The organism is Streptomyces sp. NPDC044061 (assembly GCF_056434305.1).
In genome coordinates, this window is sequence record NZ_JBWKFL010000023.1 from 106,708 (window position 1) to 119,598 (window position 12,891).

12 protein-coding genes, 1 tRNA gene and 1 pseudogene are annotated in these 12,891 nt (G+C 65.1%); 2 read left to right on the plus strand and 12 right to left on the minus strand.

Annotated features, from left to right (window positions below; all coding sequences use genetic code 11):
- Positions 1-74: 74 nt before the first annotated feature.
- Complete coding sequence (locus tag AC07CM_RS32400; RefSeq protein ID WP_478880030.1) at positions 75-674, minus strand: response regulator; 600 nt, start codon at positions 672-674, stop codon at positions 75-77.
- A 111-nt stretch (positions 675-785) separates the two neighbouring features.
- Between AC07CM_RS32400 and AC07CM_RS32405 the strand changes: the two genes are divergently transcribed.
- Both AC07CM_RS32405 and AC07CM_RS32410 read left to right on the plus strand, forming a co-directional pair.
- Positions 786-857 (plus strand) — tRNA-Arg (locus AC07CM_RS32405).
- 286 nt (positions 858-1,143) lie between these two features.
- Entirely contained in the window at positions 1,144-1,797 is a 654-nt protein-coding gene (locus AC07CM_RS32410; RefSeq protein WP_478880031.1) for a hypothetical protein, read from the plus strand.
- A gap of 63 nt (positions 1,798-1,860) precedes the next feature.
- On the opposite strand, the gene AC07CM_RS32415 is transcribed toward AC07CM_RS32410, so the two are convergent.
- The 11 genes and pseudogenes from AC07CM_RS32415 to AC07CM_RS32465 all read right to left on the minus strand — a co-directional run bounded on the left by AC07CM_RS32415 (position 1,861) and on the right by AC07CM_RS32465 (position 12,856).
- Complete coding sequence (locus AC07CM_RS32415; protein ID WP_478880032.1) at positions 1,861-3,234, minus strand: tyrosine-type recombinase/integrase; 1,374 nt, start codon at positions 3,232-3,234, stop codon at positions 1,861-1,863.
- The gene (locus tag AC07CM_RS32420; protein ID WP_125214118.1) at positions 3,231-3,425 is read right to left on the minus strand and encodes a helix-turn-helix transcriptional regulator; all 195 of its coding nucleotides are present in this window, start codon (positions 3,423-3,425) and stop codon (positions 3,231-3,233) included. The genes AC07CM_RS32415 and AC07CM_RS32420 overlap by 4 nt, the downstream gene beginning before the upstream one ends.
- Complete coding sequence (locus AC07CM_RS32425; protein WP_478880033.1) at positions 3,401-4,720, minus strand: replication initiator; 1,320 nt, start codon at positions 4,718-4,720, stop codon at positions 3,401-3,403. The genes AC07CM_RS32420 and AC07CM_RS32425 overlap by 25 nt, the downstream gene beginning before the upstream one ends.
- A 131-nt stretch (positions 4,721-4,851) precedes the next feature.
- Positions 4,852-5,109, minus strand: coding sequence for a SpdD protein (locus AC07CM_RS32430; protein ID WP_478880034.1), 258 nt, complete (start codon positions 5,107-5,109; stop codon positions 4,852-4,854).
- Between the two features lie 14 nt (positions 5,110-5,123).
- Positions 5,124-5,318 (minus strand): hypothetical protein, encoded by a 195-nt coding sequence (locus AC07CM_RS32435; protein ID WP_468891433.1) that lies wholly within the window; start codon positions 5,316-5,318, stop codon positions 5,124-5,126.
- Positions 5,319-5,336: 18 nt separating this feature from the next.
- Positions 5,337-5,528 (minus strand): mobile element transfer protein, encoded by a 192-nt coding sequence (locus tag AC07CM_RS32440; RefSeq protein ID WP_190178638.1) that lies wholly within the window; start codon positions 5,526-5,528, stop codon positions 5,337-5,339.
- A gap of 11 nt (positions 5,529-5,539) precedes the next feature.
- Positions 5,540-6,142, minus strand: coding sequence for a DUF2637 domain-containing protein (locus AC07CM_RS32445; RefSeq protein ID WP_471842511.1), 603 nt, complete (start codon positions 6,140-6,142; stop codon positions 5,540-5,542).
- Positions 6,143-6,229: 87 nt separating this feature from the next.
- Positions 6,230-7,435, minus strand: a pseudogene (locus tag AC07CM_RS32450) (FtsK/SpoIIIE domain-containing protein); the annotation flags it as partial.
- A gap of 265 nt (positions 7,436-7,700) precedes the next feature.
- Positions 7,701-8,537: an HNH endonuclease gene (locus AC07CM_RS32455; RefSeq protein ID WP_478880035.1), complete on the minus strand. Its 837-nt coding sequence runs from the start codon at positions 8,535-8,537 to the stop codon at positions 7,701-7,703.
- A 96-nt stretch (positions 8,538-8,633) separates the two neighbouring features.
- Entirely contained in the window at positions 8,634-10,268 is a 1,635-nt protein-coding gene (locus AC07CM_RS32460) for a ParB N-terminal domain-containing protein (protein WP_478880036.1), read from the minus strand.
- A gap of 233 nt (positions 10,269-10,501) precedes the next feature.
- Entirely contained in the window at positions 10,502-12,856 is a 2,355-nt protein-coding gene (locus AC07CM_RS32465; RefSeq protein ID WP_478880037.1) for a UvrD-helicase domain-containing protein, read from the minus strand.
- Positions 12,857-12,891: the final 35 nt, after the last annotated feature.

The following is a 12,891-nucleotide window of genomic DNA, read 5'->3' on the forward strand; positions in this document are numbered from 1 at the left end:
CGAGGGAGAAGGTTCCGGGGGGCCGAGAGAGAAGGTTCAAGGGCCCGAGAGGGAAGGTTCCGGGGGAAGGTTCTTTATCCGCCGAAGGGGACGCCGCTGGGAACGTCTACATCTCCGCTTACCCCGCCGCCCTGACCATCCCCGTCACTCTCACCACCGTCGCTGTCGCCGTCACCGCCGCCGTCACCGCCACCGCCACCGCCACTGTCGCCCTTCCTCGCCCCCGCTTCCTCCCCGCCCTCGGGCCTGCGGTCGATGAGGTGCTTGACGAGCCGGACGAGTTCGGCGGGTTCGAAGGGCTTGGCGAGGAAGGCGTCGACGCCGACGTCGAGGCCGCTCTCGACCTCGTACTGCGTGCACGCGCTGATGATGGCGAGAGGAAGATCATGCGTCCGGGGGTCGGCCCGAAGCCGTGCGGCGGTCCGGAGCCCGTCGAGACGGGGCATGACGACATCGAGGGTCACGACATCGGGCCGCACCTGATGAACCACATCGAGACACTCGGCACCATCGGCCGCGGTCACGACCTCAAGCCCCTCCAGCTCGAGGTTGACCCTGATCAGCTGCCGGATGACCTTGTTGTCGTCCACAACAAGCACCCGACCCGAAGCGCCTGGCACAACTCGAGGGTAGGTCCGGACCGGCCACCGCGTCCGGCTTTTCCCCACTTCCACCCCTGCGAGGGAACCACCCCGGCCACACCCGGGAAACCCGTTCCTGATCACCCCCGAAGACCTGCTAGGGTTCTACACGTCGCCGCGAGCGAGAAGCTCAGCGCCCGACACGCCCCCGTAGCTCAGGGGATAGAGCAACGGCCTCCGGAGCCGTGTGCGCAGGTTCGAATCCTGCCGGGGGCACCCAGAATGAGGTGCCCAAAGACCCCGTCACCAGCGGAAACGCTGAGGCCGGGGTCTTCGCGTATGTGCAGCCGTATGCGGCCCGGAGCGGCCGTATGCCGGGGTCTGTGGACGAGGCGTGGACGGGATCTTGGAGCGTTGCCGCAGGTGAAGCCACCCGCTGAAGCCAGACAGGCCTGCCCCTCGCTATCTTCGTCCCGGCCTCAGACCATGCCGTGGACGGCGACCATGACCGACGGGATGTCGTGCTCTCTACAGTCGCAGCCAGCGGCCAGTGTGTCAGCGAATGGACGAGTTGGGGGACCTCGTGGATGTGACCACGCTTGCAGTCACGCTCATCAGCGTCGGAGGAACGCTAGGCGGAACTCTGGGTGGGGCAGTGCTCAGCCAGCGCGCTAGCCGGGAGCAAGACGAGCGTGCTGATCGCGAACGGGAACGGGAACGCCGCGAGCAGGTACTGCAAACCAAGCGCGATCTCTACGCCGATTTGAATACGACGGCGCGCGCGTACCGTATCGCTGCCCGAGACGCCGTCCAGGCAGCCGAGCGCGGTGAAAGCAGCGACCCGGCGGTTCTCGACGCTGCCAAGGAAGCCTGGGCCGACCAGTACTCTCACGCGCAGATGGCGCTGACGAAGGACGTCCTGGAAGTAGCCTCGAAGCTAAACAGGGCACTTGGAGTCGGGTACTCAGTCGTCAAGCAGTTGCCTAGCAGTCCTGACCACAACGAAGCCTATAAGCGGGCGAAGGCGTGGTTCAGCGGCCCGCTGTCCGATGGTGTGTGGCTGCTACGGGTCACCCTGCGACATGATCTCGGCGTAGAGGTCGACCCCCACTTCGAGCAGACTCGCAGGCAGATGCTGACGGCGCTAAATAGCGCGAGGGGAAATCTTGAGCGCCTACTCGCCGCAGAACGCACCCGGGGCGCCAGTTCACGTTGACGCGTAGCACAAACGACGAGGCCCCTGGCAGTGCCAAGGGCCTCAGACTCGTTCAAGCGAAATTCACTCGTACTCACGAAGCAGGTCCTCGATGCGCCGGTTGGCGACGTCCTGCCGTCCGTCGAGGCACTTCGCGTACCGGGTCAGCAGGACCTCAACGCTGTTGCCAGCGCGCTCGGCCACCTCGGTGGGATCCACCCCGGCATTGAGCCACGTCGACAGCGCCGAGTGCCGAAGGTCATACGGCCTACTCGCGAGCGGCGAGGCCGCGACGGCCGGCGGAAGCGCCAGGAGACGAGCCTCCTGCCACACGCGGTAGTAGGTCGAGGACGGGACGACCGAACCCTTCTCACTGAAGAAGAGCCGCCCGTCTTCTGCCGTGCCGAACGTGGCCAGGTGTTCGCGCAGCACGGCGACGAGCTGGGGCGGGATGGGCACACGCCGAACGTCCTCGGTCGGTCGATTCTTGAGCCCGCGGTCGTCGTGGGTCTCCCCCGAGTCCGTCCACTGCTTGCCAACCGAAGGACGGGTTCGGTGGAGCAGCGCCGATCCCCAACCCTGCTCGGGGAGGACGAGGTCAGTCTCGACCAGACCGACCGCCTCAGCGGGCCGCAAGCCACCGAAGTACATCGCCGCGAACAGCCCGACGAGGCGCCGGCCGCGAGCACGCCGGTAGCCGCCCACGTAGGACACCGCTGCCAGGAGATTGCGAGCCTGCTCCGGGTTGGCGACAACGCGCGGATCAACCTGGTTCGAGACCTTCGGCTTCTGCCAGCGAACCGCCGTAATCGGATTCTCACGCAGCTCCCCCAGGTCAACCGCATAGTTCGCAGCGTTGACGAGAGTCCGTCGCTTCCGCCGCACGGTCTCGGCCGCCGCCGCAGTGCCGTCGAGCTTCAGCTTCAGCCCGTCGAGCACCGCACGGGCCGTTGCCGGTTCAGCGAGATCCGCAAGCGGTCGGCAGGCCTTTGCCACCCAGTGCAGAATGTTCCGAACTTTATCCGGGACCTCCCGCTCGTTGGGCCCTGGCAGCACGAAGGCCCAGTTGCGTAAGGCCTTACGGATCTCCTCGTCGGACGGCCGCCCTGGCCGCTCCAGGAGGAGTTCCATAGTCACGCTCGTAAGAGATTCGTTGATGCCGTCGCGCGTATTGGGCGCAGCATGGGGCCACTTCATCGCGAGGTACTTGAGGGCGAAGTCGTACCAGGACAACGGCGACTTCTTCTGTTCCATCGAAGCCGGAAGACCAGTCTCCGTATCGAATTCTTCGCCGCCCCGCATGGCACTCATGAGCTTCGCTCGGTAGTGATCAGCGAGCGCCTTGGTACGGAACGAGTCCGAGAAGACGTTGCCCGCGACAGACCAGCGCACTCCGTACGACGGCGTCTTGGTGTCCCGCTTACGTACGCCCCAGACCTTGACGTCGAGAGACTTCACGCAGCCTCCTCTAGCTGTCGGAGCCACGAGGCGAAGTCACTACGCCAGACCCGAAGCTCGCCGTTGGGGAGCTTGAACGCGGCCGGCCCCTGTCCCAGCTCGCGCCAGCGGTAAAACGTCCGCCGAGAAACGCCGCCCAGCTCGGCCAGGACTTGGCGAACAGTCATCAGTTCGTCGCGGCGGGCGTCCATGTCGGTTCTCCTTCCGTTCCGGGGGCGGGCTCGAGAGATTCGGCAAGCCAGGCTTCGGCGCTCGACAGGCCGGTGCCGGCGAAGACCCAGTGCGCGAGGACGAGCGTGGTCTCACCGTCCTGCGGGACGGGCGGTGCAGCTTGGGCCCGGCGCCAGTCGGCGCGGGCGTCGCGGAGGGCGCCGAGGGTGGTGGAGTAGCGGCGGGACTTCGTGGAGAAGTGACCGCGGAAGCCGAGCATGTGAGCCCAGGCTCGCAGGCGGAGCTCTGCCAGCTCGGCACGGGCGCCCAAGGTCCAAGCGGTTCGGATCATCCGCCGGGCGTGTTCGCTGATCTGGACCTGCGCCAGCTCAGCCAGGAGTTTGATAGGCCGGTCCAGAGTGCCGGTCGCGGTCTCTGCTCCCTTGGTGGCGTACTTGGCGATGTACGCCGCTACGGCCCGCTCGGTCAGCTCCTGGCCGTCGTCGAAGTCGGCGGATCGGATCGTGCGGACGTCGAGCTGACGGCCGAAGACGAAGGTATGAGGCCGCCCGTCGACCACCGGGCCGCCGGCCCGCGCCGTAGTGGCAGCTGCCCGAACGGCATCGGTCAGCAGCTCGGCGGTGGCCCAGGAGGGAGGAGCGGAGTCGCCACCCTCGGGGCCGTCGAGGCGGATCACTGCGTGGAAGTGGACGGCACCCCTCTTCTGGTACTCGGCCACCTTCGCGAAGGAGATCCGGGCGTGGTGCCGGAATGCTCGCTGAGTGAGGCCGGCCCGCTTGGCGACCTCGCGGCGGAGATAGATCGAGAAGCGCCGCCACAACGCCCCAGCGTGCGCGTTCCACAGCACGGCCGCTTCGTAGTCGTAGGAGTCCGGGTCCAGTGGCGTCCCCAGGACAGCGTCACCTTCCTCGTGCCGGACGCCGCAACGGCAGTTCCGGCCGCCGGAGGGTCGGTTGTGGACCGGGCCGAAGCTCGGGGCGGTGAAAGTGGCGAAGACACGCGGGTGCGTGCCGACCCTCTCCGGGGTGCCTTTGCCACCGCGGAGTCCGGCGGTGATCAGGTGGTAGGTATCGCGGCGGTACGTCTCGGCGCAGGCCGCGCACCGGGTGGCGCGACGGTTGTTGCAGCGGACGAGGAGCTGACCGGCGGGCAGGGCCGACGAGTCCAGGTGATGCAGGACGCGGCCGATCTCACCGGTCGTCTGGTCCACCGCGTATTCAGTGCGGTGGCCGTCGAGGCGGACGGGGTGGGTGCAGCCGCCCCGTCCGGACAGTTGGTGGGCCAGCTCGGGCATGGTGCCGAGGGAGGCCAACATGGAGAGTTCCGCCAGCGGGGGCGGAGTCTGCCGGGTGATGATGGCAGTTCCTTTCGGCTGGTGCGACGGTTGGGAGGGACGGCCCCGGGGCGGCGGGATGCTTGGCGGCTTGTTGCCGCCCCGGCGGCCGGTCAGCGCTTGTTCGCGCTGCTGAGGAGGGAGCGCAGGACCACGGCGGCGATCGCCACGGACACGGCCGAAACGGCGACCGCCGCCAGGAGCGCGGTGAGCACGATTCCGACCACGACCACGGCGGCGACCGCGCCGACACCGACACCCACGTACGGAGCGACCGTGCGGCCGGCGGAGAATTCTGGAGCCTGCGTCTGCTGAGGCGTAACGGTTGTCGTCGGCAGAGTCGGGACGTCGGGCAGCTTCGGGCGGAGCACGGCGGACCTCCTTGTCACTTGTGGGTGCCATTGACGACGCCGACCCCGGAACGGGTGCCGGATTCGATGGCGGGAGCGAGGAAGGTGTGCGAGAGCAAGAAGCCGAACAGCGCGATCACGACGGCGGCCCAAAGCCGGACCCCGAGAAACTTGATCGCGGCCCAAGCGATGACGCCCAGGACGAAGACGAGCGGCAGCGAGACGGTCACGGGAGCTCCCTGGGCGGATCAGCGGACGTGGCAGCGATGGGTGCGGGCAGCCAGTTCGGCGGCGGCGCGGCTGTCGTAGTCGGCGGAGAAGCCGCAGCGCGGGGCTGTGCAGACGGCGGCGTGCTTCTCGCGGCCCCGGCCGTCGTAGTACGTGCCGACCTGGACGGGACCGATGCGGATGACTCGACGGAATCGGCGGTTGGCAGGCATGTGTGCTCCTCTCAGAGCTGTGCGGCGATGGCTTCGGCCAGTGGTGCCGGGATGCCGAGCCGAGCGCGAAGGGTTGAGGTGTCGATGGCCGATCCGGTCCGGGCGTGGTGTTCGTCGGCGACCTTGCGGGCGTGAGCGACGAGCGCGGCCGGGACCGATACCGGGCGAGGGGCGACGGCCGGTCGTTGTTCGGGCTCCGGGGCCGTCGCGGTCGGCTCCGGAGCAGCCGGTGTGGACTCTTCGGCCGTTTCGTGTGTGGTGTGGGCGAGCAGCGTCCCGCCGAGGAAGGCGACCGCGGGCCATCCGGCGACGAGGATGCGCAGCCAGGCCGGCACCTGGTGCAGGTTGAGCAGACCGGCGGTGGCCACGTTGGCGCCGAGCGAGGCGGCGAGGGCGATCACGAACCAGCACCACCCGGATGCTTTCGCGTCGCCTGACCGCAGTCGGCGCCAGGCGGCGACGAGCAGGAGGTCGACGGAGACGGGGTAGGCCCATGCCTTCCACCCGGCTTGCCCAGCGGCCGAGGCGACGTCGTGCAGGTGGGCGAAGGACAGCGCCGCCGCGATGAGCGCTTGGACGAGCACCGCGTCGACACGGGCCAGGTGAGCACGCATGACGCGGCTCCTTCCGGAATCGGGCATGACGGGGTAGGGACGTGGCGCGAGAAGTCACGCCGACCGAGGACTGAGCAGATGAGAGCGTCAGTCGGTGACCGGGACCGGTCGGACGACCGGTGCCGGGGTCACGGCCGGACCGGCCGGGAGTTCGGGCCGGAACGGTTCCAATGCGGCCAGCTCGGGTGTGAGGTGCGCCGACTCATGGCAGATGCGGGCCGCGTCGCCGAGGGAGAGGTACGGCGGACGGATGCGGGACCAGCCGCCCGAGGTGTCGCCGGCCACGGCCAGGCCCGGCCGCTCGGGAGCGATGGCACAGGCGGCCATGACGGCTTCGGGCGCGATGTCGCCGAGCGCCATCTTGGCGGAGGCCTCGTCGTTGACGCGATGACAGACGCGGCCGGTCAGTTGGGCGCGGAGCATGGTTGCGCCCTTGCCGAGTTCGGCGCCGAAGCGCTGCCCGCAGACTTCCAGGTAGATGCCGGCGGCCCGGCCGAGCTGGGCGAGGCGGATGAGCTGGGTGACCATCTCGTCGCGCCGTTCCTCGTCCTTCTTCGTCGCGACGAGGAAGAGTTCCGCCACCTCGTCCACGAAGAGCACGACCGGCACCGCACGTTCGCTTTCGGGCAGACCCCAGATGTCCGAGGTGATGTCCTCAGCGGGAGTGCCGGGAGCGATGCCTTGCCGGGTCTTGATCAGGTCGTACCTGTCCTCCATTTCCTTGATGAGCACGGGCAGGAGTTCGGCCGCCTGCTCCGGGTCGGTCGCGAGCGCCGACAGACGAGCGGCAAACGGCGCCAGCTCCACACCGCGCTTGCAGTCGATGCCGACCAGGGCGACCGGTTGCCGCGCCAGTCCGGTCACCAGGTGCCGCAAGTACATCGACTTCCCCGAGAGCGTTGCGCCGAGCGTTAGCTGATGTGGGACGGCGCGATAGTCCCGTACGAAGGCCGTCGCGTCCTCCCTCAGCGCCACCGGCACTTTGAGATGCCCGCCGTCTGCTTTCCTTGGCATCCGGACGTCGCGCAGCACGTCGAAGCCGACGAGCCGCAGCTCCACCACTCCGGGCTTCACGTCCTTCACGTACACGGCGTGGACGCCCCAGGCATGCCGCAGCCGCTCAGCTGAGGCGGCGACGTCCGCCGGTTCCTGCCCAGGAGCGAGGCGCAGCCGAAGCCGCAGGCCGGTCGAGGTGGGCCGGATGATGCCCCGACGCGGGGGAACCGGCCGGACCTCACGTCGAGTCGTCGCCTTAACGGCGAAAGCGCGCAGCCGGGAAGGCTGCACCGTCAGAGTGCCGCTACTCGATGCATGCCGCCGTTCAAGCCGGGCCACGGCACCCCAGTCGGCGGAATGTCTGGCCGATCAACGGCGAGCCACGGGCTGATGAGCCGTCCACGCTGGGCCGTCCCTGGGCCGTCCCTGGGCCGTCAGAGGCTACCCAACAGTGGGGGCGTTCTGGGCCCCTGCGGGTCGCGATCGAATGTGGTGTACGAAGTAGAAACTTACTCCTCCGGGTTCACCCCCACAGCGACAGCCAGCGATATGGCATCACACGCTATCGCGGCACAGTGCCCGCTGGGACCATCCGGTTGTCATGCCACGGGTCGTGCGCGCGACAATAGACCAGCAAACATGTTGGGTTAATTCGCCGCGCTGTAGCCGGAGCCGCCAAGACCAATTCCCCTTCGCCTTGACTAAGACCACATTTGCTACATGCCCCAGACAGAGCCAGCACTCGCGACGCCCACCCATAGTTGGGAAGACTCAGCCAACCGAATTCGGGATGCCTGTAATCTGCCCTGTAAGTAGTCGACGCATACAAGTCGAGAATGCTCGACTTGCTCCTGTTACACCATGAGCAGCTCAGGCGAAGGTTATCCAGGTCTCCACTCCCGCCAGCCGCAACAGGGAAAACATGATCTATCGCGATCGACAAATCCCCTGCATTCCGCCCGCGCGGGTACAAAAAATCTACGAGAGGAAGGGCCATGGAAGCGTAAGCTTGACCAGAAAGAAAGGCGTCAACCGATCGGTCTTCGAATCGAAATCCGCAGATCCAACAGTGCGGCTTGCTGCTTGGGTAAGACACTACGAGGGCATACCGATCTTGCCGAGAAGCCAACGTCCTGCTTGCGCCAGACTTAGCCCGCCAGAGCCATAGCGCAATTTCTTGCATTTCCAACGCTGCTCGCCTCCTCTCGGCGTCGTTCAATCCAGGAAGGAGAGTTGCGAGTGTTACCCAGGCACGCTTATACAAACGCATGCTGTTTGCAGGATTTTTATTCTCTCCCGGGTCGGGGTTCATAATTGACTCAACAAGCCATCGTATCTGGAGCAGCTTCGCGTCACCACGAAGAAGCCAGCCATGCGCTCCACCGGTGGCATCAGGCATGTGTACAGCGGCCAGGCGCTGAACTCCGTCTGCATCCCACGGGGATCGCAAAGCATCCCTTGCCTCAGAGATGGCGTGTGTTACTTCACCGAGCACCTAAACCTGCCTCGCCTTACGGAAAAGCCGGACGTCTGGAATCCGCTGAGGGTCTTTTCGGTAGTCGACCCAAAGCTCCGACCACTGAGCCTTGATTCCTGCCGTATCCTTCTTAACTCCGCTCAGGTTCCAGTTACGGGCGAAGTAGTTCTTGTCCACGCGATCAAGCCACCGCGCCGTCAGCTCCCTGCAGTGTTGAACACTGTGGATCGTGAACTCTTTATCGGTGAGGAACTGGAAGAAGTCAGCGACCAAGATCGAAAGAGTGACCTTGTTGTACAGATTTTCCCTCGTGGAGCCCCAAGCATTCGGCGCGTACGGATTTGATGTATCGGCAAGACAATCGCGCACTTCGGTGAAGAATGTCGCACACACGTCTCGCCATGGTCCATCCAGTGCAGCCCAGGCGGCCCGCTTGGCCGATAGGTCATCGAATTGCTCAACGAGGCGAGATTCCGGAAGTCGGTCCCGTCCCCATTTATCCGCGTAGTCGATCCGCTGGGAGTGCGGTAGCTTGGCTCCCCTCAAGTTTCTGAACTGTGCCGTGAGGTCTCGCAGCACTGTCCACGGAAGTTTGTCGCCACCTTCCTTACTCATGCCCTGTTGAACCATGCCACGAAATGGGCTAGCCGGATTGCGTGTGAACCAGGCAACCGCCTGACTGTTGGCAACATCGATCTTTACAGCGTTGAGCCTATCCGTAACCTCATTCAATTCCTCCTCAGAGAGTGAGGTCGAGACGATAGTGCCGAGGAGAGCGTTCCCCATCGGGGTTGCCTTCTGGTTGACTACGACGAACTGGAATACATGCTCCTCAACACTCTCTTCCATGAGGAGAGAGACGGGCAATATCCTGGAATGCTTGTGCGCCAGCTCACTGAATAGAGCTTCTTCATCCTCTCCCGACTCGATTTTAGCTAGGATTTCCGCATTCTTTGAATCGTCCTCCGCTGCTGAATTAGCCGCTAGTACAGCGCCGCGGAGACGATGCTGGCCATCCACTAGGAATACGGGCTTTAGATACGACTCGAGCACCTCTCTCGTGAAGCCGAGGAACTGATCCTTGTACGTTTCACGAGACTGGTCGTCAAGCGCATCTAGCATAGCTTGCCGACAGATGATCTCTTGATAGAATTCGAGAATATGAGTTTCGTTCGCGAAGAGCCCTTGGGTGGGATCTTCCGAGTCTTCCTGATTATCTTCGGCCTGAGAGCTAACAAAGGTAACGTCACCACCTAGGCGAGTCTGCAAGGTGGCAAGGCGATCTGGATCTGGCTTCACGCTTGCCAATTGGCCGGAGCGCGCACGAAGTTGTTCGCCCACCCGGCGAAAAAGGTCCAACAAGGGGACGGATGTAAGATCTTCGTCCTCGATTATCACCCACCCGGATCGAACCGCACCTACCTGCCCCTCATCTGCTTCAAAGGCCGCACGACCGTCGCGTCGAGCACATAGCAATGGGTTCTGAACAATATTCCGCGGATCGCCATAAAACTCGCGGAGTTGTTCAATACGCTTGTCGTTTTCTTGCCTCTGAAATCCGATGGTCTCACGTTCGTCGAGGTCGTCAAGAAGCTCTCGCTGTGGAATCCCCGACCACTCCCAAACATCAGTTGCAGGAGCAGCGAAGAGCACTACTTCCTTCGACCGGGGTGTCTGCGCGAAGCAGACACCCCGGTACCGTTTCGCAGTCAATGTGATACATCCTTCCTATTGAGTGTCATGCTTCTGGCGTCCTGTTCATGCGCGTCAACCGGATATTGCGATGTTCAGAGTCGCTCCCTTCCTGACACCTTCCAACTTCCGCCAAATGCCTCACACGCGGTCCCCCATGCACTGCGATCGAGCTGGATACAACTATGCAAGGGCTACGCCTCGCCTGCTAGAAGGTTCACAGTTGTCCTCGCTAGGAAGGGGCTGGGGTCTCCGTGCCAGGTGATGGTGAGAGCGTCGCGTGCTCGGGTGGCGGCGACGAAGAGCATTGAGCGGGCTTTGCGCAGCTCCCGACGGTAGCGCGCGGGGTCTTCCGTGCGGTACCGGTCGATGGCCTCCATCCGTGGCACGAGCCGGTCGTTGGCGCCGACGATGACGAGGCGCTGGTATTCCAGTCCCTTGAAACGGGGCATGGTGCCGACGTGGATGGCGCCATCGCCGCGGGGGCCGTCGGAGGTCAGCTGGGCATAGCCGAGGCCGGCTTTGGTGGCGAGGTGGTAGATGACCTGGCTGACCTTGTCGCGGTCGGGGACTGCTACCCCGATGAGACCGCGCGTGCCGCGCTCGGTGGCGTCGTCGTGGGCGGCGAGTTCCTCTCGCCAGGTGCGCAGTACGGCGGCGAGGCCGTCGAGTTCGTCCTCCCAGGTGGTGTAGCCGTGTAGCTCGGGAACGGGGCCGTGGAGTACGGAGCGGTAGCCGGCGAGGGTGTCGGTTCCCTCGTCGAGGTCGTCGTAGATCTCGCCGGACATCACCGACAGGGCCTGGGCGAGGATTTCCTTGGTGGTGCGGTAGCTCAGGGAAAGGCGTGCGGAGCGACCTCGGACGTTGATACCGAGGGAGCCGAGGGAGACGTGATTGTCGTAGACGCGCTGGTGGGTGTCGCCAGCGATGAACATATCGTTGTCGCCAGGGGCGACCATCGCCCGAAGCATTTTCCAGTGCGCGGCGCGCAGATCTTGTGCTTCGTCCACGACGACGTGCCGGTAGCGGTGTTTGAGGTCGAGCGGTGATGCCTCGGCGTCGCGGTGGATCAAGTCGCGGCCACCGACCTGGTCCTTGTACGCCTGGCGAGCTTGGATGCGGGCGGCGCGTTCCATCTCGTAGCGGGCGGCGCGTTCAGCGGCTTGGCCCCAGGTCTCGACACCCTTGTTGTCGAGGCTGGCCGTGAAGCGGTCGAGGACGTTCCAGATGGCGGCACGTTCGGGACGCGTGAGTGGGTGCCCGCGCCCGGCTCGGCGGGTTTGGAAGTAGGCGGCCCTGGTGGTCACGGACTGACCGAGGACGACCTGTTCCCACTCCTCGAGGAGGAATTCCGGCTCCCAAGAACGCTGCTTACCAAGCTCGTTCAGGACCGCGCGTAGTTCGTTCAGGGCCGTGCGGTCGTCGATGCGGCGCTTGCTGCGGCCACTGAGCGCGTTCTCGGTGATGACCTTGTAGGCGAGTTCATCGATGTGGGTGATGTCGACGCGGGCCAGGAGAGCGGGATCGCCGACGAGGTCGCTGAGGCGGGAGCGCAGGTCGGCGGCGAGGTTCTTGGTGAAGGTGGTCAGCAGGATCGGCTTGTCCCGACCGGGCTTGAGCTGCTGCAGAAGGTGGTGGATGCGGTGCAAGGCCACGATGGTCTTGCCCGTACCGGGACCGCCGGAGACCCGGGCAGGGCCGTTGTAGTCGCGGTTCACTAGGCGCGCCTGGGTGGGGTGCAGGAAGACCTTCCAAGCCTGGAAGTCCCCTGCTTCCAAAACGTTCTTCAGTGCGTCGTCGACGGTCGTGACGGTGGTACGAGCCAGGGCGGCTCCGAAGTCGGCGAGGTCGATGTGCTCCGATGACGCGACTGCGTCGGTGATCTCGGCGCGTACCTCGTCGGGGCTCATCCCCGCGGCCAGGCCATAGAGGATGTCCTGGGAAAGCAGCGGTGCCCCGGCTACCAGGCGATCGAGGTCGGCGGCGTCGGTGAGGGTGAGCGCGACGTCGATAAGGGATTCGGCAACGCCGAGTTCCCTCAGCAGCTGGGGGGAATGGGCGGCCAGCAAGGGAGGCACCGCGGCAGCCGATTCGCCGTCCTCGGGGACAGCCGGTGCAGGCAGTGTGGGGGGTTGGGCTTCTTCTTTACCGGCGGTGTCCGGTTCAGCAGCAACGAGCTGGATGCCGGCGCGGCGCAGGGCACTTTCCCCGACGACCGACAGGTCGACGAACTCGATCTCTCCGGAGACCCGGTTGATGGCGACCGAGAGCTGTTCATAGACGTCCCGGCGGTGCCGAACCGCGATGATCAGCCAGTTCTCGTCGCCGTTCTCGTCGGCCCCTGTGCGCGTGAGCAGGGCACGGTAGGAGTCGTCGATGCGCGCGGAGAAGATGTGCGAGTCGCCCTTGAGGGACTTGAGTTGCAGGCCGTTGCCGTGCGGGTTCTCCCGGAAGCGGTGGGAGAAGTCGTAGAACTTGGCCTTCACCGAGCGGTCGAGTTTGTAGAGCTCGTGTTCGGCCTTCTGGTACAGGCTGAGGCGGACGGTCATCTGAGGGCGTCTTCCGGATGGTGAGGGATCTACCT

Excerpts from the sequence above, each read along its gene's own strand:
- AC07CM_RS32410 (WP_478880031.1), top strand. The coding sequence starts at position 1,144 with ATGGACGAGTTGGGGGACCTCGTGGATGTGACCACGCTTGCAGTCACG.
- AC07CM_RS32420 (WP_125214118.1), bottom strand. The coding sequence starts at position 3,425 with ATGGACGCCCGCCGCGACGAACTGATGACTGTTCGCCAAGTCCTGGCC.
- AC07CM_RS32425 (WP_478880033.1), bottom strand. The coding sequence starts at position 4,720 with ATGTTGGCCTCCCTCGGCACCATGCCCGAGCTGGCCCACCAACTGTCC.
- AC07CM_RS32440 (WP_190178638.1), bottom strand. The coding sequence starts at position 5,528 with ATGCCTGCCAACCGCCGATTCCGTCGAGTCATCCGCATCGGTCCCGTC.
- AC07CM_RS32445 (WP_471842511.1), bottom strand. The coding sequence starts at position 6,142 with ATGCGTGCTCACCTGGCCCGTGTCGACGCGGTGCTCGTCCAAGCGCTC.
- AC07CM_RS32455 (WP_478880035.1), bottom strand. The coding sequence starts at position 8,537 with ATGCCTGATGCCACCGGTGGAGCGCATGGCTGGCTTCTTCGTGGTGAC.
- AC07CM_RS32465 (WP_478880037.1), bottom strand. The coding sequence starts at position 12,856 with ATGACCGTCCGCCTCAGCCTGTACCAGAAGGCCGAACACGAGCTCTAC.